This window comes from Arthrobacter sp. PAMC 25486, from assembly GCF_000785535.1.
GTDB lineage: Bacteria > Actinomycetota > Actinomycetes > Actinomycetales > Micrococcaceae > Specibacter.
Genome location: NZ_CP007595.1, coordinates 2,549,240 through 2,571,595, shown reverse-complemented (window position 1 = coordinate 2,571,595; position 22,356 = coordinate 2,549,240). Strand labels below are relative to the sequence as shown.

The 22,356-nt window shown below is 61.2% G+C and carries 22 protein-coding genes, 3 tRNA genes and 1 pseudogene; 21 read left to right on the top strand and 5 right to left on the bottom strand.

Going from position 1 to position 22,356, the window contains the following annotated elements; genetic code table 11:
* Positions 1-184: 184 nt before the first annotated feature.
* The 14 genes and pseudogenes from art_RS11820 to art_RS11755 all read left to right on the top strand — a co-directional run bounded on the left by art_RS11820 (position 185) and on the right by art_RS11755 (position 8,586).
* Positions 185-257: transfer RNA gene (locus art_RS11820), tRNA-Glu, on the top strand.
* A gap of 101 nt (positions 258-358) precedes the next feature.
* Positions 359-432, top strand: a tRNA-Asp gene (locus art_RS11815).
* Positions 433-489: 57 nt separating this feature from the next.
* Positions 490-565, top strand: a tRNA-Phe gene (locus art_RS11810).
* A gap of 442 nt (positions 566-1,007) precedes the next feature.
* Positions 1,008-1,397 (top strand): annotated as a pseudogene (locus art_RS11805) (Asp23/Gls24 family envelope stress response protein); the annotation flags it as partial.
* A 152-nt stretch (positions 1,398-1,549) separates the two neighbouring features.
* The gene (locus tag art_RS11800) at positions 1,550-1,741 is read left to right on the top strand and encodes a hypothetical protein (RefSeq protein WP_038465163.1); all 192 of its coding nucleotides are present in this window, start codon (positions 1,550-1,552) and stop codon (positions 1,739-1,741) included.
* Positions 1,742-1,791: 50 nt separating this feature from the next.
* Entirely contained in the window at positions 1,792-2,151 is a 360-nt protein-coding gene (locus tag art_RS11795; protein WP_038465161.1) for a hypothetical protein, read from the top strand.
* Positions 2,148-2,723, top strand: a complete 576-nt coding sequence (locus tag art_RS11790) for a DUF6286 domain-containing protein (RefSeq protein ID WP_038465159.1) — start codon at positions 2,148-2,150, stop codon at positions 2,721-2,723. Before art_RS11795 ends, art_RS11790 begins: the two co-directional genes overlap by 4 nt.
* A 29-nt stretch (positions 2,724-2,752) precedes the next feature.
* Complete coding sequence (locus art_RS11785) at positions 2,753-3,340, top strand: hypothetical protein (RefSeq protein WP_253901340.1); 588 nt, start codon at positions 2,753-2,755, stop codon at positions 3,338-3,340.
* A 71-nt stretch (positions 3,341-3,411) separates the two neighbouring features.
* Positions 3,412-3,774, top strand: a complete 363-nt coding sequence (locus tag art_RS21070) for a hypothetical protein (protein WP_052136352.1) — start codon at positions 3,412-3,414, stop codon at positions 3,772-3,774.
* 208 nt (positions 3,775-3,982) lie between these two features.
* The gene (locus art_RS11775) at positions 3,983-5,269 is read left to right on the top strand and encodes an ABC transporter substrate-binding protein (RefSeq protein WP_038469876.1); all 1,287 of its coding nucleotides are present in this window, start codon (positions 3,983-3,985) and stop codon (positions 5,267-5,269) included.
* A gap of 86 nt (positions 5,270-5,355) precedes the next feature.
* Complete coding sequence (locus tag art_RS11770) at positions 5,356-6,387, top strand: carbohydrate ABC transporter permease (protein WP_038465155.1); 1,032 nt, start codon at positions 5,356-5,358, stop codon at positions 6,385-6,387.
* Positions 6,388-6,392: 5 nt separating this feature from the next.
* Entirely contained in the window at positions 6,393-7,274 is an 882-nt protein-coding gene (locus art_RS11765) for a carbohydrate ABC transporter permease (RefSeq protein ID WP_038465153.1), read from the top strand.
* Positions 7,275-7,276: 2 nt separating this feature from the next.
* A complete protein-coding gene (locus art_RS11760) occupies positions 7,277-7,546 on the top strand; it encodes a hypothetical protein (protein WP_052136350.1) in 270 nt (89 codons plus the stop codon).
* 29 nt (positions 7,547-7,575) lie between these two features.
* A complete protein-coding gene (locus tag art_RS11755; protein WP_052136348.1) occupies positions 7,576-8,586 on the top strand; it encodes a LacI family DNA-binding transcriptional regulator in 1,011 nt (336 codons plus the stop codon).
* 25 nt (positions 8,587-8,611) lie between these two features.
* On the opposite strand, the gene art_RS11750 is transcribed toward art_RS11755, so the two are convergent.
* Positions 8,612-9,454 carry a hypothetical protein gene (locus art_RS11750; protein ID WP_038465151.1) on the bottom strand — a complete coding sequence of 281 codons (843 nt, stop codon included), beginning with the start codon at positions 9,452-9,454 and terminating at the stop codon, positions 8,612-8,614.
* 3 nt (positions 9,455-9,457) lie between these two features.
* Complete coding sequence (locus art_RS11745; RefSeq protein ID WP_038465149.1) at positions 9,458-10,261, bottom strand: exodeoxyribonuclease III; 804 nt, start codon at positions 10,259-10,261, stop codon at positions 9,458-9,460.
* Positions 10,262-10,884: 623 nt separating this feature from the next.
* On the opposite strand from art_RS11745, the gene art_RS11740 reads away from it, so the two are divergent.
* The 3 genes from art_RS11740 to art_RS11730 all read left to right on the top strand — a co-directional run bounded on the left by art_RS11740 (position 10,885) and on the right by art_RS11730 (position 14,032).
* Positions 10,885-12,147 (top strand): glycine betaine/L-proline ABC transporter ATP-binding protein, encoded by a 1,263-nt coding sequence (locus art_RS11740; RefSeq protein ID WP_082000558.1) that lies wholly within the window; start codon positions 10,885-10,887, stop codon positions 12,145-12,147.
* On the top strand, positions 12,147-13,049 hold the full coding sequence (locus tag art_RS11735; protein WP_038465146.1) for a proline/glycine betaine ABC transporter permease: 903 nt from the start codon (positions 12,147-12,149) through the stop codon (positions 13,047-13,049). Before art_RS11740 ends, art_RS11735 begins: the two co-directional genes overlap by 1 nt.
* An 89-nt stretch (positions 13,050-13,138) precedes the next feature.
* Entirely contained in the window at positions 13,139-14,032 is an 894-nt protein-coding gene (locus art_RS11730; protein WP_038465144.1) for a glycine betaine ABC transporter substrate-binding protein, read from the top strand.
* A 155-nt stretch (positions 14,033-14,187) separates the two neighbouring features.
* Here the strand turns inward: art_RS11730 and art_RS11725 are convergent, their stop codons facing one another.
* The 3 genes from art_RS11725 to art_RS11715 all read right to left on the bottom strand — a co-directional run bounded on the left by art_RS11725 (position 14,188) and on the right by art_RS11715 (position 17,896).
* Positions 14,188-15,960, bottom strand: coding sequence for an AMP-binding protein (locus art_RS11725; RefSeq protein WP_082000261.1), 1,773 nt, complete (start codon positions 15,958-15,960; stop codon positions 14,188-14,190).
* A gap of 103 nt (positions 15,961-16,063) precedes the next feature.
* Positions 16,064-16,885 carry an ammonia-dependent NAD(+) synthetase gene (gene nadE, locus art_RS11720; RefSeq protein WP_038465142.1) on the bottom strand — a complete coding sequence of 274 codons (822 nt, stop codon included), beginning with the start codon at positions 16,883-16,885 and terminating at the stop codon, positions 16,064-16,066.
* Between the two features lie 249 nt (positions 16,886-17,134).
* Positions 17,135-17,896, bottom strand: a complete 762-nt coding sequence (locus art_RS11715) for a FadR/GntR family transcriptional regulator (RefSeq protein ID WP_052136345.1) — start codon at positions 17,894-17,896, stop codon at positions 17,135-17,137.
* Between the two features lie 137 nt (positions 17,897-18,033).
* Here art_RS11715 and art_RS11710 point away from each other — a divergent pair, with 137 nt between their 5' ends.
* The 4 genes from art_RS11710 to dgoD all read left to right on the top strand — a co-directional run bounded on the left by art_RS11710 (position 18,034) and on the right by dgoD (position 22,355).
* Positions 18,034-19,314, top strand: a complete 1,281-nt coding sequence (locus art_RS11710) for a sugar ABC transporter substrate-binding protein (RefSeq protein ID WP_038465140.1) — start codon at positions 18,034-18,036, stop codon at positions 19,312-19,314.
* Positions 19,315-19,410: 96 nt separating this feature from the next.
* On the top strand, positions 19,411-20,346 hold the full coding sequence (locus tag art_RS11705; protein ID WP_082000260.1) for a carbohydrate ABC transporter permease: 936 nt from the start codon (positions 19,411-19,413) through the stop codon (positions 20,344-20,346).
* Positions 20,347-21,192 (top strand): carbohydrate ABC transporter permease, encoded by an 846-nt coding sequence (locus art_RS11700; protein WP_052136343.1) that lies wholly within the window; start codon positions 20,347-20,349, stop codon positions 21,190-21,192. It abuts the gene before it with no gap.
* Positions 21,189-22,355: a galactonate dehydratase gene (gene dgoD / locus art_RS11695; RefSeq protein ID WP_038465136.1), complete on the top strand. Its 1,167-nt coding sequence runs from the start codon at positions 21,189-21,191 to the stop codon at positions 22,353-22,355. The genes art_RS11700 and dgoD overlap by 4 nt, the downstream gene beginning before the upstream one ends.
* The last annotated feature ends 1 nt before the right edge of the window (position 22,356 follow it).

The window sequence follows — 22,356 nt, the reverse complement described above, 5'->3', positions numbered from 1 at the left end:
GTATTCATGGGGAATTTGAGCGGAAACCGCGCCCTTGCAGATGGTGCCGGGGGGCGAGGGGGTGGTGGCTGCGGGTCCGGGATCGCCGTCCGTTTTGTGTTCTAGACAAATAAGCCCTATAGTTTTTGAAGTCCGCTTCGAACCAAAGCACTGGAAACAATGCAGAGGATTGAAGGAGACTTAGGCCCCCATCGTCTAGCGGCCTAGGACACCGCCCTTTCACGGCGGCGGCACGGGTTCGAATCCCGTTGGGGGTACGTTGCGAGTGAGTGGTAAATCAGTAAGAAATTTGCTGGTACGCTATAACTCGTGAAAATCACACGAGAGTGTTGATGGCAACAAAACGCAGTAAACGTATGGCCCTGTAGCGCAGTTGGTTAGCGCGCCGCCCTGTCACGGCGGAGGTCGCGGGTTCGAGTCCCGTCAGGGTCGCTTTGGTTTTCTTGACTAGTGCAAGAAGATCTGGTGACGAGATTTTCAGATCACCAAGGCTCTGTAGCTCAGTTGGTAGAGCGTTCGACTGAAAATCGAAAGGTCACCGGATCGACGCCGGTCGGAGCCACCAGCAAGACCCCTTAGAAATAAGGGGTCTTTCTTTTTGCCCGGGGGCCGAAAATGGCTGGGTGTAACCATTGGTGTAGCCGAACTCTGTCCGCCACATTGCGAAAAGCCGGTGGTTGCGGTTAGCGCCGGTGGTAGAACACCCGTTGTGAAGGAAAGCACCCTTTTTTCGTGGGGGCACCGCCAAAATCCGGAAAATGATCCCGCTCCCGCTTACGGATCCCGCCGATCCCGGTGTCAGATAGCGGGATCGGGACCATTTTTGCAGCTCGGCACCCGAGCCCGCCCTGTGCCCTTCCCGCGACGGGAACAATGGCCCCGCAGCAGATAAACCCGCAGCAGATAAGACTGGGGGAGCGGCTGGACCACCCTTAAGTCACGGCGGCGTTGCCCCTCAACTACGCTGTACATAGGCTTACCGTAGGAGAAACAGAAAGGGTGCGTCCATGGACTCGCACAATCTTGCATCGAGTGTCCCGGCCTCAAACGGCCTTGACGACACCCAAGGCCGAACGGTCATTGCCGAGACGGCTGTGGCCAAGGTGGTTGGCGTTGCGGTGCGCGGTGTTGCCGGGATCCACGCGCTGGGCTCCGGGGCATCCCGGTCCATCGGTGCAATCCGTGAAGTGGTCGGCGCCACGGATCTGACGCAGGGTGTTCGCGTAGAAGTTGGCGAGTCCCAGGTTGCCGTGGACATCGTCCTGACAGCCGAATACGGTTACCCGCTGCAAACGCTGGCGAACACGGTCCGGGCAGCTGTTTACGCGGCCGTGGAGGACCTTGTCGGCCGCGATGTCATTGAAGTGAACATTGAGATCACAGACGTGTTCATCCCCGTGTCCGACGCTGAAAAACCCGCTGCACGTCCGCGCTTCGCCGACAGAATCAGTGCCGCCGCCAAGCCCGCAGTCGGCGGGGCCGCGGCCTCCGAAAAGACTGAAACACCCGAGACATCGCACATCAACCCAACAGAAACAGGGGAACAGTCATGAATCTCAGCGTAGTGTGCGCGGCCTTCGGTGCCTTCCTGGCATTCATGAGTTTCGCCTTCGGCTTTTGGGGCTTTGTGGTCTCGGTAGTGTTCATCGCCGTCGGGGCATTCGTTGGCCGTGCTGCTAGCGGGAAACTTGATTGGCGGGGCGTCCTTGATGCCCTGACCGGACGGCGCTCCTCGTCGTGACACAGCTATCGGTGAACAAAGCTCCTGCAAGTGGGTTCCAGGACACCGCCGTGACCTCCGGGGGGTTTGCCGGGCACAACCGCATCAGCACCCAGGCGCTGACCTCTGTGGCCAAGGTGGCGGCGGCAGAAGTCCTCGCCGTGGCGCCGGGGCAGGTCCGTGTCAGCTGGTCAGATGAGGCGGGGGCCCTGGCCCTGTCGATCTCCTCAGTCATCGGTGCCCCGTCGCTGGCGCAGATCCGGCAGAATCCCGGGCGTGTGACGCAGGGTGGCGGCAGTATTCTGGCACGCGCCACGGCAGCCAAGGCACTGATTCTGGCCCAGGTTGAACACTTGACCGGATCACAGCTCAGCTGCGTGGACGTGCGAATTTCCGGTGTCCTCACCCGCGACGACGGGCGCGTGTCATGAGCGCTTTCACACAAAAGGTGCTGCGCCGGGAAACACATTCGTCACGCTCGCCACTGGCCGTCTTCACCGCCATCATTATCACCATTGCCGCCGTCTATTGCCTGCTGGAAATGTTGCTGGCAGGGCTGGGGCAGCCCACATGGCTTATGGATCCGATCTCCTTCGGGCAATGGCTTGCCGAGCTGCCGGGGAACTACCCGTCCCTCCTGCTGACTGCTGCCGGCGTTCTGCTGGCACTTCTCGGCATCATCTTTCTGGCCAACGGCCTGCTTCCCGGGCGCCGGGCCCGCCACACCATCGCCCACCCGCGCGTCGCCATTGTGGTCGAGGATGAGGTCATTGCCTCGGCGCTGGCCAGAAGCGCCCGCATGGCAGCCGGCGTCACCCGCGAGCAGGTCATGGTGACGGTCTCGGCCAAGCACGTGTACGTCAACATCCGCCCCACATCGGGAATCCGCCTCTCGGAGCCGCGCATCAAGGCAGCTGTTGAGTCCGAGCTCGCGGCCATGGATCTCTACCCCGCACCAACCGTCACCGTGAAGCTCGCCGACAGCGGGGTGATCGGCGTATGAACGGCACTCCCCGTGGATTCAATCGGGTGATGTTGACCCTGATCGGCCTTTTGCTGCTGATCACGGGCTCGGGGCTGACCCTGATTGCAACCGTCCCCGCCGCCGCGCAGTGGTGGCAGAACTATGCCGGCGCGCAGATGGAATGGGTCGCGGACTTTGAGCGGCGCACCCGGCTGATCGTCACCTCGCAGAGTTGGATTTGGTTTGCCGCGGCTGCCGTCTTTGTGGTCATCATTGTGGTGATGATTTCGTGGATTGCCGGCCAGGGCAAGGGGCGCGCCAACACGCTGGTTTCCTATCAAGGAAACACGGACGACGACGGAGCCCCCGGTGCGGTCAAGCTCAGTTGCGCTGTGGCTGAGCAGGCGCTGAAGAGCGCGTTGCTGGAGCGCACGGACCTCCTGAGTGTTTCGGTGACAAGTTATGACTTCAAGGGACAGACCGCGCTCAAGGCAAGGGTGCTGCCGCGACAAGGTGTCGCCCCGCATGAAGTCGCCCAGGAAATTAGTGAATTGGTGGCGGCGCTGGATGAACTTCTAGGACTTGAGGTTCCGGTGCTCCTGAGTATCGGCGCGGCTGCACGGTCACGCTTCACGAAAGCTGAGAGAGTCCGCTAGTCTCAGTTTTAGCAACACCCTTGGGTGCTTTCTGCTTGGGGGACTGGCAGCAATGGAACAAGGAAGGCAACATGACTGAGAACAATGCCGAAAACGTAGTTGAAAACGCTGTTGGCTCTGCAGCCAATGCAGGATCCGAAGGCGCCGAAAAAGCCAAGGACTTCGCTACGGATGCAATGGAGAACGTGAAGGACTTTGCCGGGGACGCAAGCGAAAAGGCCAAGGCCGTGGCAGGCGACGTTGGCGAGAACGTGAAGGAATTCACCGAGGACGCTGTTGAGAACGTGAAGGAATTCGCCGGCGATGCAGCCGAGAACGTAAAGGAATTCACTGAAGATGCCGTTGAAAACGTGAAGGAATTTGCCGAAGACGCGGTAGAGAATGTCAAGGGACTTGGTTCCAAGATTGCCGGGTTCTTCAAGCACGACAAGTAACAATAAATTACCTCCTGAAAACCAAAGGGCGGTGGCTGCCTGCAAGGCGGCCACCGCCCTTTGGCGTTCCCATAACAATTGATAACGAATATGTGCAAGCGCTTGCACGATGGCGGATCAACTCATTAGTGTGAGTTGCACCACTTAAGTGCGCGCATCGTCGAGCTGCGTGTTGCAACCGGAAATCATTGAATTTAGGAGCATGGGCATGGGAACGAAGACAAGCAGAATGCGTTTGCCGCTGGCGGTGGCCGCAGTCATGGCGATGGCGCTGACCGCGTGCAGCGGCGGGACAGGCGGCGGCGGAGGCGGGGGCGGCGCCGCGGATGAAAACCTTGACGGACGAGGCCCCATTACATATGTGCAGGGCAAGGACAACTCGAATGTCGTGCGTCCGCTCCTTGACAAGTGGAATGCTGCGCACCCGGATGAAAAGGTCACATTCAAGGAACAGTCCGACAACGCGGACCAGCAGCACGATGACTTGGTGAAGAACTTTCAGGCCAAGAATGTTGACTACGATGTTGCGAGCGTCGATGTCATTTGGACGGCGGAATTTGCCGCCAAGGGCTGGCTGCAGCCTTTGAAGGACAAGATGGCGGCCTCCACCGAGGGCATGCTTCCAGCCACTGTGCAGACCGGAACGTACAAGGATGTCCTGTACACGCTCCCGCAGACCTCCGACGGCGGCTTGCTGTACTACCGCAAGGACCTGGTCCCGACACCGCCCAAAACCTGGGAGGAAATGATGGGCATGTGTTCGATCGCCAAGGACAAGGGCATCGACTGCTACGCCGGCCAGTTCGCACAGTATGAGGGCCTGACCGTCAATGTTTCCGAGGCCATCAACAGCCAGGGCGGATCAATTGTTGACAAGGATGGCAAGGCCACGGTGAACTCGCCGGAAGCCAAGGCAGGGCTGCAAAACCTCGTGGATGGGTTCAAGGACGGCAACATTCCCAAGCAGGCGCAGACCTATCAGGAAGAACAAGGACGCCAGTCCTTTGAAGCCGGCAAATTGTTGTTCCTGCGCAACTGGCCCTACGTCTACAACCTTGCCAAGACCGACGGTTCCTCCACGGTGAAGGACACCTTTGGTGTTGCCCCGCTTCCGGGCAAGGACGGTCCCGGAGCTTCCACCCTGGGCGGGCACAACATGGGGGTAAGCGTGTACTCGAAGAACAAGGCCACGGCCAAGGACTTCCTGGCCTTCATGACGACCGAGGAAACTCAGAAGTTCTATGCCACACAGGGCTCGCTGGCACCCGTGCTGGAATCCCTGTATGACGATGCCGACTTGATTTCCAAGCTGCCGTACCTGCCAGTGCTAAAGACCTCAATCCTGAACGCAGTCCCGCGTCCAGTGACACCGTTCTATCCGGCCGTCACCCAGGCCATCCAGCAAAACAGTTTCGCGGCCCTGCAAGGGACCAAAACCGTTGATCAGGCCCTGAACGACATGGAAGCCGCCATCAACACAACAGGGTCCAAGTAGCAGACCCTTCCGGCGTTGGCAGCCGATGCGGGTGCCAGCGCCGGGTTGGACTGTGCTGACAAGCGAGAGCGATGAAAGGGGCAGGAATGTCCGCAAACGTGGACCCACAAGCCAAAACCAGCACCGCGGCACGCATGCCTGGTGGCAATAGAGAAGTGGGAATGGACCGCAAGGAAAAGACCCAGGGCAGGTTGGCGGCGCTGCTGATCGTGCCAACTATGGTGGTCCTGGCCATCGTCATCCTTTACCCGGTGGTCAACGCCATCATCATGTCCCTGGAGCATGATGAAGGCCTGGACCCTGTGACGGGAACATTTGTTGCCGGGGGATTTGCCGGTTTCGCCAATTATCTTCATTGGCTGTTCCAACAGTGCACCGGACCCGGCGGTGAAACTGTCAGTTGCCCGCCCGGCACCCTGGGGGCGCAGTTCTGGTCCGCAACGGGAGTGACATTCTTCTTCACGGTGGTGACGGTTTTCTTTGAAACCATCCTCGGGTTCTGGATGGCCATCATCATGGCCCGTGCCTTCAAGGGCCGCAGTGTGCTCCGGGCGGCCGTTCTGGTGCCGTGGGCCATTCCCACAGCAGTGACCGCCAAGCTGTGGTTCTTCATCTTTGCCTTTGAGGGGATTGCCAACACTCTGTTCAACACCTCAATCCTGTGGACGGGCAGCGAGGGTCCGGCCCGCGCCGCCATCATCATCGCCGACATCTGGAAAACCACACCGTTCATGGCGCTGCTGATTCTGGCCGGACTCCAAATGATCCCCTCGGACATTTATGAGGCGGCAAAAGTGGACGGGGCTTCGGCATGGCAGCGCTTCCGGTTGATCACCCTGCCCCTCGTGAAACCCGCGCTGATGGTGGCAATCCTGTTCCGCATCCTGGACGCGCTGCGCATGTACGATCTGCCGGCCATCATGACAGGCGGCGCCAATGGCACCACAACGCTGTCAATCCTGGTGGTGAACCAGATCCGGATCGGTTTCAACTCCGCAGCAGCCCTGTCGACGATTACGTTCCTGATCATCTTCATCGTGGCATTCATCTTTGTCAGGTTCCTCGGGGCCAATGCTGTTGAATCCGCAAGTGGCGGAGCGAGGGGGAAGCTGAAATGAGTATCATGACCCAATCCACCGATGCCCACACTGCCGCTGCCAAGGGCGTTGCCCGGCGCCGTGAACGCTGGGCCAGTTCGCGGACCTACATCAGCGCCGCAGTCATTGTCATTTGGTGCCTGCTGCCGTTCTACTGGATGGTGGTCACCGCCTTCAGGGATGTTGGCTACACCTTTGACCCCACACCATTTTTCACGCACGTCACCTGGGATAACTTTGCTACGGCGTTCTCGTCCGAAAGGGGCAATCACCTTGACAGGGCGCTGCTGAACTCGCTGTTCATCTCAGGAGTCACGACCGTCGTCGCACTGCTATTTGGTGTGTTCGCGGCCTACGCACTGGCCAGGCTCAACTTCCGCGGAAAGTTCCTTGTTCTGGGCGTTGTCTTGGGTGCATCGATGTTCCCGGGTGTTGCCATCGTGACGCCGCTGTTCCAGCTGTTCACCAACATCAACTGGACCGGCACCTACCAGGCGCTGATCATACCCAACATTTCCTTCGTGCTGCCGCTGACGGTCTACACCCTGACATCCTTCTTCAGGGAGATGCCGTGGGAGCTGGAGGAGGCGGCCCGCATTGACGGATGCACTGCGGGGCAGGCCTTCCGCAAGGTCATCTTGCCACTGGCCGCGCCGGCAGTTTTTACAACGGCCATCCTCGCGTTCATCGCGGCGTGGAATGAGTACCTGATCGCCAGTATCCTCTCGAATGATGCGACCCAGACAGTTACCGTGGCCATTGCCAGCTTTGCCGGTGCCCAGCCGCACCAGGAACCGTACACGGCTGTCATGGCTGCCGGCACCGTGGTGACCATTCCACTCGTGGTGCTGGTGCTGATCTTCCAGCGCAAGATCGTTGCCGGTCTGACAGCAGGGGCGGTGAAATAGCCATGGCACGGTCTGGAGGGCGGAAATTGGAACAAACTGATGGCTTGCACATCCCTACAACACGGCAAAAAAGCGGCGAGGATTTTGACATCATCATTGGCTTCCTCGGGTTCTGGGCCGTGCTGCTGTTCGGCGTCACCGTGTGGTTGGAAGTCACGGGCCAGCCGGCCCTGATTTGGGCACTAGGATTATTGCTGGTCTGCCTCGGACTGTGGTTCATGGTCCGCCTGCGCCGGAAGCTTCCGGAGAGGCGCAACAGAAGGCAGCCGTAGTTCTGCGGCAGCCTGGGTAAGGAGATCTCATGGGCGCGAGCATTGACGATGTTGCCCTGCGCGCAGGGGTCTCCACCGCCACGGTTTCACGGGCCCTTCGCGGGCTGCCCCGGGTGAGCCCTGAAACACGCGCACGTGTACTGAGCACTGCCCAGGAACTTGGCTATGTGCCCTCTCCATCGGCCAGCGGCCTGGCCACCGGACGCACCAAAACCGTGGGAGTCCTTGTGCCCTATGTTGACCGCTGGTACTTCGGGCATGCCATTGAGGGCATAGATCAGGTCCTGCGTGAGAATGGGTACAACCTGCTGCTTTTCAGCCTTGGCGGATACTTGCATGGGCGCAAGCGGAACTTCACCGAGAGCATGGTGCGCAAGCAGATTGATGCGCTGCTGGTGCTTTCACTGTGGCTCTCGGACGAAGAGCTGCAGCAATTGCAACGCACCGATATTCCGCTGATGTCAGTTGGGGGCCCGGTGGACGGCTGTGCCGGCGTCCACATAGATGACATTGCTGCGGCCGCGGCGGCCACCGAACACCTCATCGGGTTGGGGCACCGCCGTATCGGTTACCTTCACGGAGCCGCGGACGAGGAACGCAATTTCAAGGTTCCGGGGCTGCGCAGTGTGGCGTTCAAGGACACCATGGTCCGGGCAGGGCTTGAATTGCGACCGGAGTGGCTGGAGCCGGGCGATTTTACTGTCGCTGACGGTGCACGGGCGGCAGCCCGCATCTTTGATCTGCCCGGTGAACTGCCAACAGCGCTCTTTTGCGGCTCCGACGAAATGGCGTTGGGCGCCATGTTTGAAGCCCAGCGGCGCGGCATCCGCGTCCCCGCGGACCTGTCCATCATCGGCATCGACGACCACGACTTCTCTGCCACGGCAGGCCTGACTACGGTGTCGCAAAAACCTGCAGAGCACGGCCGGGCCGCGGCAGGCATGATCATGGCCGAACTCAAGGGTTCACCGGCAGCCGTGCAGGAACTCGTCATGCCCTTTGAGCTGGTGATTCGGAACACCACCGCACCACCGCGATGACCTGCCCGCAGGGCTGACGTGGGAACTAATTGGCCCGGGCCAGCTGCCGTATAGGCATCCAGCGGTTGGCCAGTCGGCGGTAGGCGGCGGCAGCCCCTGTAAAGTCTCCGTCGGCCAGGCATTGCAGGCCCATGTGGACGTCGGCAGGGGAATCGTCGGGGTGGACGCGGTTGGCAACCGGGCCATAGTCCAGCTCCACCACCCCATCGTCGCCGAATCCGGCCAGCCAGTGTCCCAGATCCTCCAGCTCGGCAAACAGGTCAAGTTCCGGGGCCATGGCTGCCAACATGCCCAGCATCCTCTCGGCGCGGCCCGCCGCTATGGACAGCGGCACCTGGATGCGGACCGTCAGGATCCTGCCATTGGCCTCCACCACTTCCATGCGGTCATTGGCATAGACCAGCGTGAACCAGCTAAACGGTATGCCCCACGTGGACTGGCGGGTCTGCAGAGGCATGCCCAGGGCGGGGGCCGCGGTGGCATGCTCAATCTCCTGCGCCCATTGTTCCTGCGTCAGGACCAGGGTGGCCAGATGCTCCATATGGCCTGTCAGCAGCTCGGCGGAGCCAGCGATGGACCGGGCCACCGCCTGACTTGGCGCGTATAACTCAACATCACCCTCAGGCAAGGTGAGAACGCGCACCTTGTCCTCGTCCGGCGTCGGAAGTGGGTGGGTCTGGGTGAGGCTGACCCGGTTGAGGGAATCTGCCAGTTCCGAGGCATCGATGCTAACCGGGTCCTGCTCCGGGTCCATGAGACTTTTCAGATGCGCAAATTCGGCAGTGGTGTATGCCCCGCGGGGCAAATAAACGCGCAGGCTGGAAACGAAGGGGAGTTGCACGCCGCCCAGATACAGCCCGGATGCCATGAATCAGCCCAGTTCCACAATGACAGGGGCGTGATCCGAGGCGCCCTTGCCCTTGCGTTCCTCGCGGTCAATCTCGGCGGCGCTCACACGGGCGGCCAGGGCGGGGGAGGCCAGCACAAAGTCAATCCGCATGCCTTCCTTCTTGGGGAAGCGCAGCTGCGTGTAGTCCCAATAGGTGTAGACGCCGGGGCCGGGATGCAGAGGGCGGACGACGTCGACATAGCCTGCCGCTTCAAACGCCGAGAAGGCTGCCCGCTCGGGTTCGCTGACGTGCGTCAGGCCTTGGGTGCGGAAGAAGTCGATGTCCCAAACGTCGTCGTCCTGCGGGGCGATGTTCCAGTCGCCTGTCAGTGCGATCTGGGCGTTGGGGTCCGCTTCCAACCAGCCGGTGGCTTGATTCTTGAGCTCGTCGAGCCACTGGAGCTTGTAGGGCATGTGTTCATCGTCAAGGGCGCGGCCGTTGGGGACGTACAGGCTCCAGATGCGCACGCCGTTGCATGTTGCGGCGATGGCTCGGGCTTCCTGAACGGGATCCTTGCCGCCCTTGCCGAAGGCCGGCTGTCCCGAGAACGTGCGTTCCACGTCCTCGAGGCCCACACGGGAGGCGATGGCAACGCCGTTCCACTGGCTGAAGCCAAAGTGGGCCACCTCGTAGCCGTTGTTCTCAAAGAGCTCCCAGGGGAAGTTCTCGTCCTTGCATTTGGTTTCTTGGATGGCCAGCACGTCGGCGTCGGTGCGGCGCAGCCAGTCCTCTACACGGTCGGCGCGGGCACGGAGCGAATTCACATTCCAGGTAGCAATCTTCACGTATCCAAGCTATCAAGTTAAGCCGGTCAGGTAGTCTGCCCGCGGCCGCGATCTGCCAGCGACTGTGGGAAGAGACACCAACGAAGATGCGGTAAGCGCTAAATTACGTTGCCCTAGGTTACAAAACGGTAACTCCTGCCCTGCCCCGCGGCTGCGCTGCCACAGCACCGACGCTGGTGGGGCTGGCGCCCCGAATGGACCCTGATTGCGCCCTTGGCGAAATCGCCTCTGTTAGCGTGGGACGTGAACCAGTAGACCGACAAGCCTGCGGGCAACTGCCTCACTTTATGGCGAACATGACGAATCATGTTCGCCATGCACGTGGGCAGCCAGACACAGGCCGTCGAACTGGCGGTAGGGATAGCTTCCCGATTCCGGCCCTAGCGGGCAGGACCGTCTTTCCTTGCTGCCCCGGCCGGGGCGTGCGGGGGAGCGAAGAGTTTGACGCGTAACAACGCCTGCAGCACGAGATCACCAATCGTGAATGTTCGGACCACCCGCTATGGCGGGATCTGGGCCTTCGCGTAGATGGATACTACGTGTACGAATCCACAAAAAATGTGACGCCAGCGCTAGTAGTTCCGCCCGAACCCGGGCACAATCGCGCTGAAAATGACATTGCACTGAGCGTCAGCAATGTTTACAAGGTCTTCGGGAAACGACCCGCCGAAGTCATCAAACGACTCAAGGGCGGCAAGAAGCGCGATGAACTGACCGCGCTGGGCACGGCCGCCGTCATTGACGCCACCTTTGACGTTAAAAAGGGCGAGATTTTCGTTGTTATGGGCCTGTCAGGTTCAGGCAAGTCCACGCTGATCCGCACGCTCAATGGCCTGTGGGCCCCCAGCGAGGGTTCCGTGGTGGTGGGTGGCACCGACATTTCCAAGATCAGCGACAAGGAACTGCGCCGCGTCCGCCAGGAGAAAATCTCCATGGTGTTCCAGCACTTTGCCCTGATGCCGCACCGCACCGTTGTGGAAAACGCCGCGTACGCCCTCGAAGTTCAGGGTGTTGCCAAGCCCGAGCGCCTGGCCCGGGCGGAGAAGATCCTCTCCCTCGTGGGCCTTGAGGGCTGGGGCGAGAAGTTCCCCGGCGAGCTCTCCGGCGGCATGCAGCAGCGTGTTGGCCTGGCCCGCGCCCTCTGCGCAGAAACCGACATCCTGCTCATGGACGAGGCCTTCTCCGCACTGGATCCGCTGATCCGGCGCGAAATGCAGGAACAGCTGGTGCTGCTGCAGTCCGAGCTGGAAAAAACCATCATCTTCATCACCCACGACCTCAACGAGGCCATGTTCCTGGGTGACAGGATCGCCGTCATGCGTGACGGTGAAATTGTTCAGATCGGCACCCCGGATGAGATTCTCACCAGCCCGGCCAACGACTATGTTGCCGCGTTTGTGCAGGATGTCGACCGGACCCGCGTGCTCACCGCCGGTGGTGTGATGGAACCGGCGCTGGCTGTGGTCAACCTCTCCGGAGGGCCCCGCAACGCGCTGCGCACCATGCGGGACCTGCAGGTTTCGGCCGCGTTCGTCGTCGACCGCCGCCGCAATTACCTGGGCACCGTCCGCGACCGTGACGTCATGAAGCAGGTTGAGGCGCACAGCTCCGACCTGAACTCAGTCATCCGCAACGGCATTGAGCCGGTCAGTCCGGATACCGCCTTGAATGACCTCTTTGGCCGCGCCGTGGAGAGTCCCATTCCCTTGCCTGTGGTGGACGACGCCGGACGACTGGTGGGTGCCTTGCCGAGAGTCACGCTCCTGGCCGCCTTGGGCAACGTCCCCTCCACCACCGGTGAATTCCCCGTGGTTGATGTTGCCGTGGCGCCCATCCCCGAACAACTTGTCACCGCCGCACTGGCGCTGACCGAAGGAGACGCATAGTGGAACCGGTTTTTAGGATCCCGCTGGGCGAATGGGTGGAAGTCGGCCTTGACTGGCTGATCACCACCCTGGACAGTGTTTTCGTGTTCATTCGGGCGTTCTTTGTTGGCGCCTACGACGGCCTTGACTGGCTGCTGACGGCCCCACCGTACTGGGTCATCATCGTGGTCTTTGCTGCCATTGCGTGGTGGGCGAGCAGCTGGAAGATGGGTGTTGGCACAGCGGTGGGGTTCGCAGTCATTTCCGGTGTCAACCAGTGGGAAAATGCCATGCATTCATTGGCGCTGGTGGTGATTGCCACGGTCGTGGCCTTGATTATCAGCATCCCGCTGGGCATCTGGGCAGCCAGCTCCAACCGGGCCTCGTCCATCATCAAGCCCATACTGGACTTCTTGCAGACCATGCCTGCCATGGTGTACCTGATCCCAGCGCTGGCCATGTTCCGCGTGGGTGTGGTGCCGGGCATCATTGCCACCATCATCTTTGCCATGGCTCCGGGCGTCCGCTTCACCGAATTGGGCATCCGCGGCGTCGACAAGGAAGTGGTTGAGGCAGGGCACGCGTTTGGCTCCAGCCCCGCCCGGATCCTGTACCAAATCCAGCTGCCGCTGGCCCGTCCCACCATCATGGCCGGTGTCAACCAGGTCATCATGCTCTCGCTGTCCATGGTGGTCATTGCCGGCATGGTCGGTGCCCCCGGACTCGGTGGCGAGATTGTTTTGGCGCTGGGCCGCATCGACGCCGGGCTCGGCTTTGAAGCCGGCATCGCCGTCGTCGTGCTGGCGGTCTTCCTCGACCGCGTGACAGCCAGCTTTGGCACCAATTCCACGAGTGGGGCCGGCAAGAGCCCAACCCGCAAGGCTGGCAAGAAATTGGCCGGCAAGGCTGGCGCGAACGCCTAAACGGCGCCGGGCAACCGGAACGAACGAAAAGTTTTACAAACCAATCGCGGCAGCCATGAATTCTGGGCTGCCAATGAAAGGAATGAATCATGAAGAAGAAATTTATGGGATTTGCTGCCATTGCAGCAACGCTGGCACTGGGCTTGAGCGCGTGCGGCTCCGGCTCCGGCGACACGGCCACTGTGGAGAACGGTGACAAGAAGGACGTCACCATTGCCGTGTTCAACGGCTGGGATGAGGGTATTGCCGCATCCGAGCTGTGGAAGGCAATTTTGGATGAGAAGGGCTACGACGTCAAGCTCCAAAACGCCGACGTGGCTCCCGTTTTCTCGGGCCTGTCAACCGGTGATTACGACTTCACGCTGGACACCTGGCTGCCGGTGACGCACAAGACCATGATGGACGAGTACGGTGACAAGATCGCCGAACTGGGCCAGTGGAACTCTGAAGCGTCACTGACCATTGCCGTCAACGAGGATGCCCCCATTGACTCGTTGGAGGAACTGGCAGCCAACGCTGACAAGTTCGGCAACAAGATCATTGGCATTGAACCCGGAGCCGGCCTGACGGAAGTAACCACCAATGAGGTCATCCCCGGCTACGGCCTGGACAAGATGGAATACATCACCTCGTCAACACCGGCCATGCTCTCCGAGCTGAAGACGGCCACCACCAAGGGCGAGAACATTGTTGTCACCCTGTGGCGTCCGCACTGGGCCTACGACGCATTCCCGGTCAAGGACCTGAAGGACCCCAAGGGCGCCTTGGGCGAAGCCGAAGGCATCTACGGCTACTCACGCCTTGCCTTCGACAAGGACTACCCCAAGCTTGACGGCTGGCTGAAGGACTTCAAGATGGAGTCCGACAAGCTGTACTCACTGGAAAACGCCATGTTTGGCGGCGACAAGGTCGACGACTACACAGAAGTTGTGAAGAAGTGGATCGGCGAGAACCAGGAATACGTGGACTCACTCACCGCGTAACCTCTCCTCCCAACGCCCGCTCACATACGGGGCGCTTTTGGCGAACGCTCGCTCACACAGCACGTGCTGTGTGAGCGAGCGTTCGCGTTTAATGACCCTTATCTGCACGAGCGTTGCCGTTTAAGGCCCCCCATAGGGGATCGAGCGTTTGGGGGTTACGAGGGGAAGGCCGAGTCTAGGTATTCCTTGTTCGCCAAGTTGTGATCGGGCGCGCCCGGTGCTGTTTCCTCGGTGGAAGCGGTGCCGTGGCGCGCTTCTTCGTTGGCACGGAGCTCAACCCGGCGGATCTTGCCCGAAATGGTCTTGGGGAGCTCCGCAAACTCCAGCCGGCGGATCCGCTTGTACGCCGGCAGGTGCTCGCGGCAGTACGCAAAGATCTCCCCGGCAAGCTCATCGCTGGGCTCGTAGGATGCTGCGAGGACCACATATGCCTTGGGTACGCTCAGTCGCAGCGCATCGGGTGAAGGCACGACGGCGGCCTCAGCCACCGCCGGATGCTCAATCAGCACGCTCTCCAGCTCAAACGGGGAGAGTCTGTAGTCCGAGGACTTGAAGACGTCGTCACTGCGGCCCACATAGGTCAGGATGCCGTTTTCGTCCCGGCTGGCCACATCGCCCGTGTGGTAATAGCCGCCGCGGAAGGCATCGGCCGTCTTCTCCGGGTCCCCGAAATAACCCTTGGTGAGCCCTACGGGGGCGGGATTCAAGCGCAGGCAAAGTTCGCCGTCGTCCGTTTCCTCCCCTGTCAGCAGGTCCACCAGCACGACGTCGTAGCCTGGGAGGGGGCGGCCCATGGACCCGATCTTGATGGGCTGGCCGGGGGTGTTGGCGACCTGGACCGTGGTCTCTGTCTGGCCAAAGCCGTCGCGGATCAGCTGGCCCCAGGCGCGCTCCACCTGGCCGATGACCTCGGCGTTGAGCGGCTCACCAGCGGAAACCACCTTGGTGGGCGGGGTTTTCAGGAGGGTGAGATCGGCCTGGATGAGCATGCGCCAGACGGTGGGCGGGGCACAGAAACTCGTCACGTGCTCCTTTTCCATCTGCGCCATGAGCGCGGCGGCGTCAAAGCGCGTGTAGTTGTAAATGAACACGCAGGCCTCGGCGATCCAGGGCGTGAACACGTTGGACCACGCGTGCTTGGCCCAGCCGGGGGAGGCGACATTGAGGTGGACGTCGCCGGGTTCCAGCCCGATCCAGAACATGGTGGACAGGTGGCCGACGGGGTAGGAGGTGTGCGTGTGTTCCACCAGCTTGGCCTTGGAGGTGGTGCCGGAGGTGAAGTAGAGCAGCATGGTTTCGTCGGCCTTGGTGGGCGCATCCGGGGTGAAATCCTCGCCCGCGGCCTCCGATTCCGCGTAGGTGAGCACGGGGCGTCCGGCCGCGGCCGTTGCGTGGGCACCGGTGTTCTCGGCGCCGCCTTCCAGTCCGACGCCCACCAGGGTGTAGCTGCCGGGGACATCGGTGAACTTGGCAGCATCCTCTTCCCGGGCGCTCACCCAGCGGGCTTGGCCGCGCTCCACCCTGTCACGCAGATCTGCCGGACCCATCATGGTGGTTGTGGGGATCATGACGACGCCGAGCTTGATGCAGGCCAGCATCAGCTCCCACAATTCCACCTGGTTGCCGAGCATGATGATCATGTGGTCGCCGCGCTGGATGCCCTGGCCGCGGAGCCAGTTGGCCACCTGGTTGGAACGTTTTGAGAGGTCCGCGAAGCTGCGGCGGGTGGATGTTCCGTCCTGTTCCACGATGACCAGTGCGGGCTTGTTGCCGGTGTCGGGGTCCGCGGCGATCGCATCGATCCAGTCGAGCGCGAAGTTGAACTCGGTGAAGCGGGGCCAAACAAATTCGCGTTGGGCCCGGGCGTTATCCAGGCGCATATCCAACAATTGGTTGCGGGCTGCACGGAATTTCTCGGTGACATTCATGGTCTCCACCTTTGGCGCGTCGTTGCGGTGTTGGGACTGCCTTGAATAGTTGGGTCTGCCTTGAATATACGCGTAAGCCCGACGGTGGTGCTTCCGAGGGCGGTTAGCGCCACCAGGTGTCGAGCAACGTGACCGGGACGGTGCGCTTGTGGCGGCTCTGCAGGAAGCGGCGTTCGATGCCCTGGGCGGCTGCGTCGCTGACGTCGCGGCCCTCGAGGTAGTCGTCTATTTCGTTGTAGGTGATGCCAAGTTCGTCCTCGTCGGTGCGGCCGGGGACGCCGTCGAGGAGGTCTGCGGTGGGGATCTTGTTCCACAGTTGCTCGGAGGCGCCGAGGTGTTTGAGTAAGGCGCGGTTCTGGCGTTTGTTCAGGGTGAACAGTGGGAGAATGTCGGCGCCGCCGTCCCCGAATTTTGTGAAGAACCCAGTCACAGATTCGGCTGCGTGGTCGGTGCCGATGACCAACAGGTTGTCCTGTCCGGCGAGTGCGTACTGGGCGATCATGCGGCTGCGTGCCTTGATATTGCCCTTGTTGAAGTCGGTGACATCCTCTGTGGCTGTCTTGGCGAACTCGGACTCGAAGCCGTCCACCGCGGGGGCGATGTTGAACGTCCATTCGGTCTTGGCTTTTATGAAATCCATCGCGGCTTGCGCGTCGTCTTCATCGTGTTGGACGCCGTAGGGCAGGCGCACCGCAATGAAGTTGGCGTTGATGCCCTCGTCGGCGAGTTCTTCCACGGCAAGTTGGGCGAGCCGCCCTGCCAGGGTGGAGTCGAGCCCGCCGCTGATGCCCAGCACGTAGCCGCCCGTCCCCGTGGTCTTGAGGTAGTCCTTCAGGAATTGCACCCGGCGGGAAATCTCCGCGGCTGGGTCAATCTCGGGCTGGACGCCAAGTTCTGCAATGATCTGTCCCTGTAGTTCGCGCATGGTCCAAGCATATAGAGAAGTTGAACGGCAGCGGCCAGGGCAGACGCTGGGGGAGGGCCGGACTTCCGCCACGCTGCGAACTCGGGATCCAGCAGGCCCACGGGCGGCAGGGCGCCGACAGGTAACCCTGCGCCGGAGGGCCTCATCGCACATCTCGGCGAAACGGTGCAAAATATCCCCGTTTTCGGTGCCCTACTGATGCACCTCCCGGACCGGGGCTGCACAGGGACGGGGGATTCTCCAGAGTCGTTATTGCATGTCCCTGGATGTTCCATGGTCCTTGGCCCAGATGACAGCCATTTCGACCATGGACTGGTCAACGATCCTTGTCATGGCGGCGTGGGCGGCCTCGCCGTCGCGCCGCTGGATGGCGCTGGCAACATCGACATGGAATTGCATGGCCTTGGCGTTGGGGCTGTGGGGCATCAGACCGTGCTCGATCCGGCCCTTCAGGACTTCTGTCACCAGCGAGTTGAGCTGGGCAAACATTTCGTTTCCGGACGCTTCCAGCAGGTGGTCATGAAAGAGTACGTCCAGCCTGAGAAATGTGTCCATGTCTGATGCATGGCCCGCGGCCCACATCTGTGCAGACAAGGACACAAGGTCGCTCGCGGCGGTAAAGCTCGCCCGAATGGCCGCCAGTTTTGCGGCCATCGGTTCAACGGCGGATCGCAGCTCGCTGAGGCTGCGCAGCTGTTCCAGCCGGCTCTCGGAGGCCAGTCGCCATCGGATGATGTGTGGATCGTACAAGTTCCATGCGGATCGCGGCTGGACCACGGTGCCCAGCCGGCGGCGTGAGGCGAGCAGCCCCAACGATGACAGCACCCGGATGACTTCCCTGATGACGGACCGGGACACCCCATAGCGGGCCTCGAGTTCCTCGATACTTAGCACCGCGTGGGGAGCTAGCTGCCCGGTCACCACTGCCAGGCCAAGGTTGTCCACCAACGTGGCATGGAGGTACTCCCGCGGGCTGCCGGCAGGTGCCTCGGGGTTTGGGGTGGCGGTCATGGATGCATCATACCGATCTGGTCTCGACTATTGATAAGTATGCCTTATGAGACTAATCTCACAAATATGGCATATGTGTTTGGGTGCCGTCCAACTGTTTGAGCCTTGGTTTCGGCCTAATTGAAAAGGAAGTCGTAATGAAGCGACGCTCTGTTTTGCAGCTGCTGGCTGTGGCTGTAGTTGCCCCCTTTGGTGTTGCTGCGTGTAGCGGCAATGATGCGAAAGCCTCGGGCACTGTGCGTGTCACGCTGGCAAATCACGTGTGGACGGACGGCATTAAAGCCGCCATCCCCGAATTTGAAAAGGAGTCCGGCCTCAAGGTCGAACTGACCCAGTTGGGTGAGGACCAGCTGTCGGACCAATACAACGTCAAGCTCAATGCGGGCACGGATGAAATTGACGTGATGATGTACCGTCCACTGCAGGAGGGCAAGTCCTTCGCCCGAAACGGTTACCTGGCGGATTTGACGGACCACGTCACCTCCGATGCCGACTGGGACTGGAAAGACTTCCAATCGGGGCCGGTCTCGGCAACCACCTTTGAAAAGAAGGTTGTGGGCGTTCCCATCATCACCGAGCGTGAGGTCCTCTACTACCGCAAGGACCTCCTGGAAGCCGCCGGCATTGCCGTGCCGAAGACCATGGAAGAACTGGAAGCCGCGGCGAAGAAGATCTCGGAGGACAACGAGGGTGTGGCCGGCTTTGTGGCCCGGACCAACAAGTCCGCGGCCGTTACTCAGTTCTCCAGCTTCTTGTACAGCTTCGGCGGCGACTTCATGGATGAGTCCGGCAAGGCCACGGTCGACACCCCAGAAGCCAAGGCCGCGTACGCGTTTTATGGCGGGCTGCTCAACAAGTACGGGCCAGCAAACGTCAGCACGGACATGAGCTGGCCGGAGGCCATGGCCATCTTCACACAGGGCAATGCTGCGTTCTATACGGAGGCGGACTCCCTGTACCAAAACGCGATGGACACCGCGAAGTCCAAGGTGGCCGACTCTGTCGGTTTTGCTGCCCTGCCGGCGGGTCCGGCAGGTTCCAAACCATACAACGTCCCTTCATGGGGTCTGGGCATCAATGAGGCGTCCAAGAACCAAGATAATGCCTGGAAGTTCATCGAGTGGGCCACCTCGAAGACCCGCACCTTGGAAGCCCAAAAAGCCGGCGTGCCCGGACCTCGCGCCTCCGTCTGGGCGAACCCGGAAGGCACCAGTACGTACCCGAAGGACCTGGCCGAGGCGATCACCTACAGTGCCGAGCACGGCATTGGGCACGACCGGCCGCTCGTGATCGCCGTGGGCAAGGCCCGCGAAATCGTTGGCGAACCGATTGTCACCGCCATCACCGGCGGAGATTCCGCAGCGGCCGCCACAAAGGCCAACGAGGAATTCGCGAAGTTCCTGGAGAGCGACAAGTAGGCGGTTGGCGCGGTGCGGCGGGTGCGGGAATGTCCTCAGCCGCCGCACCCGCACCGCCGTGGCACTGCCAGCCCTGACTATTTTCTTAGGTGAACCATGTCTGCATCCGTAAAAATCCAACAGGCCCCGAGAACAGTTGCACCGTCCCGACCATTCTCCGTTTGGGCCAACAAGCACCGAAAATGGCTCTTTGCCGCCCCCGCCATGATTTTCGTGGGCCTGCTGATCGTCTTTCCGCTCGTCTGGACCGTCTACCTCAGCCTGACAGACTCGCGCGGCTCGGTCCGGGCGCCCGCTGACTTCATCGGCATTGGCAATTACCTGACTGTGCTTTCCGACTTCGACCGGTTCTGGCCGGCCGTGGGCCGGACCGTGTACTTCACATTCACGGCCTTGGCCGTGGAAATGGTGCTGGGCATGATCATTGCACTGCTGTTGTGGCGCCCGTTCCGCGGCGAGAAATGGGTGCGGGTTGCCATCCTGCTGCCGCTTGTGGCCACGCCTGTTGCCGTCGGCATGATGTGGCGGTTGATTTTTGACCCGAACATGGGTTTTGCCAACCAGATGCTGTCTTGGGTGGGCATTCCCCCGCAGCCCTGGCTTTCCGGGCAGGCCACGGCGCTGCCAACCACCATCTTCATGGACATCTGGCAGTGGACCCCCATGGTGGTGCTGATCCTGCTCGCCGGATTGACGTCCCTGCCGGAGGAAACAGACGAGGCAGCCCGCGTTGACGGCGCGAATGCCTGGCAGCGCTTCTTTTTGGTGACGCTGCCGCTGTTGAAAGCCACCGTCATTGTTGCCATCCTGCTGCGCAGCATCGACGCACTGAAAACCTTCGACATCCTGTACGCCACCAAGGGCAAGGGCGGCGGCTCCTTCCACGAGGTGGAGACGCTGAACGTGTACGCCTACGGGCTGAGCTTTGACTACAACGAATATGGGCTCTCCTCCGCGGTGCTCATCATCTTCTTCCTGATCATCATCGGCTTCATGTGGATTTTGACCAGGCGCAGGAAAGGACAGGACTGAATGTCTGAGCACGCAATCAAACAGCGCCGCAAGCCGGCCGGTGTACGGGCATATAGCTGGTTCAGGGTCGCCGCTCTCACCATTGTGGTGCTCGCCCTGCTGGCGCCGTTGGCCTGGCTGGTGGCCTCGTCACTGAAGACGAACGTGGACATCTACGATCCGACGAAGACGTTCATCTTTGTGCCCACCTTTGAAAATTATGTCAATGTCCTGACGCGCAACAACTACTTTGTCTTCATCTTCAACAGTTTTTGGGTCGCCTTTGTCTCCACAGTCCTGTCATTGGTGCTCGGCGTTCCGGCCGCCTACGCCATGAGCCGGTTCACCATGCACCGTTCGGCGCTGGTGGTGTTGATGGCCAGGGTCATCCCGGGCATCACCTTGCTGGTGCCCTGGTACTACGTGTTCTCCAACTTGCGCATGGTGGGCGGGTTCAGCGTGCTGATCCTGAGCCACATGTTCGTTGCGCTGCCACTGATCGTCTACATCATGATGAGCTACTTTGATTCCATGCCGCTGGAACTGGAGGAATCCGCCCAGGTGGATGGGCTGACGCCCATTGGCGCCTTCGCCCACATCACCCTGCCGCTTTCCATCGGTGGCATGGCAACGGCTGGGATCCTGTCCTTCATCTTCTCGTGGAACAACTTCATGTTTGCGCTGGTGCTCTCCGGGGCCAGGACCAAAACGCTTCCGGTGGCGATCTTCGACTTCGTCTCCTACGCCAGCATCGACTGGGGTGGGCTGATGGCGGCAGCCACGGTTGTCACGGTGCCCATCATGGTCATCGCCCTGTTCACCCAAAAGTACATTGTGTCCGGCATGACGGCGGGTGCCATTAAATGACCGAGCGGGAAATCAAAAACCGCATCGTCCGGATCGAAACGTTCATGGTCCCCCCTCGCTGGCTGTTTGTCCGCATTGAAACGGCGGAGGGCATTGTGGGGTGGGGGGAGGCAACGTGTGAGGGTCGCAGCGAAACCGTGCGCACCGCCGTCGAACAACTCTCCGAGATCCTGCTCGGTGCCGATGCGCTGCGCATCGAGGACCACTGGCAGGTCATGACCAAGGGGTCCTTCTATCGTGGCGGACCCATTCTCGCCAGTGCCGTTTCCGGTCTGGACCAGGCCCTGTGGGACATTGCCGGCAAGCACTTCAACACCCCTGTCCACCAGCTGCTGGGCGGGCACGTCCGGGACCGGATCCGCGCCTACGGCTGGGTGGGCGGTGACGAACCCAACGAGGTTGCCGACTCGATAGCCGCGCAGCTGGAGGTGGGGTTGACCGCGGTGAAAATGAACGCCAGCGGCCGCATGTCGCCGCTTGGCACGGTTGCCGAGATCGACGGCGTGGTTCGCCGGGTGGCTGCCGCCCGCGAGGTTCTGGGTGAGCACCGGGACGTGGCGGTGGACTTCCATGGCCGCTTCACCCTCGCCAACGCCCGCAAGGTTGCGCCGCTGCTGGAGCCCTACCGGCCGTTCTTCCTAGAGGAGCCGGTGGTGCCGGAAAACACGCACCTGCTGCGGGAATTCACCTCCAGCACCACCATCCCGGTCTCCACGGGGGAGCGGCTGTACAACCGGCAGGAGTTCCTGCCCGCCCTGCAGGCCGGCATTGCCGTGGCACAGCCCGATCTCTCACATGCCGGCGGAATCACCGAGACACGCAAGATTGCCTCACTGGCAGAGATCTACGACGTGCAGCTGGCCCCGCACTGCCCGCTGGGTCCGCTGGCGCTCGCCGCCTGCCTGCAGCTGGGCTTTGCCACACCGAACTTCCTGATTCAGGAACAAAGCATCGGCATCCACTACAACTTGGGGGCGGAAGTGCTGGACTATGTGGTGGACAAGGAGCCGCTGAAATTCGTTGACGGCCATTTTGAGAGGCTGCTCGGGCCCGGACTGGGCATCGAAGTCGACGAGCGTGCGGTGCGGGAAGCCGACAAACGCGGGCACGCCTGGCGCGGCCCCGTCTGGCGGCACCCCGACGGCTCCTTTGCGGAATGGTGAG

What these genes read in the sequence shown, in the direction of transcription:
- art_RS11725 (WP_082000261.1), bottom strand. Translation starts at nt 15,960, where the DNA reads ATGAATGTCACCGAGAAATTCCGTGCAGCCCGCAACCAATTGTTGGAT.
- art_RS11800 (WP_038465163.1), top strand. Translation starts at nt 1,550, where the DNA reads ATGAATCTCAGCGTAGTGTGCGCGGCCTTCGGTGCCTTCCTGGCATTC.
- art_RS21070 (WP_052136352.1), top strand. Translation starts at nt 3,412, where the DNA reads ATGACTGAGAACAATGCCGAAAACGTAGTTGAAAACGCTGTTGGCTCT.
- art_RS11760 (WP_052136350.1), top strand. Translation starts at nt 7,277, where the DNA reads ATGGCACGGTCTGGAGGGCGGAAATTGGAACAAACTGATGGCTTGCAC.
- art_RS11770 (WP_038465155.1), top strand. Translation starts at nt 5,356, where the DNA reads ATGTCCGCAAACGTGGACCCACAAGCCAAAACCAGCACCGCGGCACGC.
- art_RS11700 (WP_052136343.1), top strand. Translation starts at nt 20,347, where the DNA reads ATGTCTGAGCACGCAATCAAACAGCGCCGCAAGCCGGCCGGTGTACGG.
- art_RS11790 (WP_038465159.1), top strand. Translation starts at nt 2,148, where the DNA reads ATGAGCGCTTTCACACAAAAGGTGCTGCGCCGGGAAACACATTCGTCA.
- art_RS11775 (WP_038469876.1), top strand. Translation starts at nt 3,983, where the DNA reads ATGGGAACGAAGACAAGCAGAATGCGTTTGCCGCTGGCGGTGGCCGCA.
- art_RS11750 (WP_038465151.1), bottom strand. Translation starts at nt 9,454, where the DNA reads ATGGCATCCGGGCTGTATCTGGGCGGCGTGCAACTCCCCTTCGTTTCC.
- art_RS11765 (WP_038465153.1), top strand. Translation starts at nt 6,393, where the DNA reads ATGACCCAATCCACCGATGCCCACACTGCCGCTGCCAAGGGCGTTGCC.
- art_RS11705 (WP_082000260.1), top strand. Translation starts at nt 19,411, where the DNA reads ATGTCTGCATCCGTAAAAATCCAACAGGCCCCGAGAACAGTTGCACCG.
- art_RS11785 (WP_253901340.1), top strand. Translation starts at nt 2,753, where the DNA reads ATGTTGACCCTGATCGGCCTTTTGCTGCTGATCACGGGCTCGGGGCTG.
- art_RS11730 (WP_038465144.1), top strand. Translation starts at nt 13,139, where the DNA reads ATGAAGAAGAAATTTATGGGATTTGCTGCCATTGCAGCAACGCTGGCA.
- art_RS11710 (WP_038465140.1), top strand. Translation starts at nt 18,034, where the DNA reads ATGAAGCGACGCTCTGTTTTGCAGCTGCTGGCTGTGGCTGTAGTTGCC.
- art_RS11755 (WP_052136348.1), top strand. Translation starts at nt 7,576, where the DNA reads ATGGGCGCGAGCATTGACGATGTTGCCCTGCGCGCAGGGGTCTCCACC.
- nadE (WP_038465142.1), bottom strand. Translation starts at nt 16,885, where the DNA reads ATGCGCGAACTACAGGGACAGATCATTGCAGAACTTGGCGTCCAGCCC.
- art_RS11715 (WP_052136345.1), bottom strand. Translation starts at nt 17,896, where the DNA reads ATGACCGCCACCCCAAACCCCGAGGCACCTGCCGGCAGCCCGCGGGAG.
- dgoD (WP_038465136.1), top strand. Translation starts at nt 21,189, where the DNA reads ATGACCGAGCGGGAAATCAAAAACCGCATCGTCCGGATCGAAACGTTC.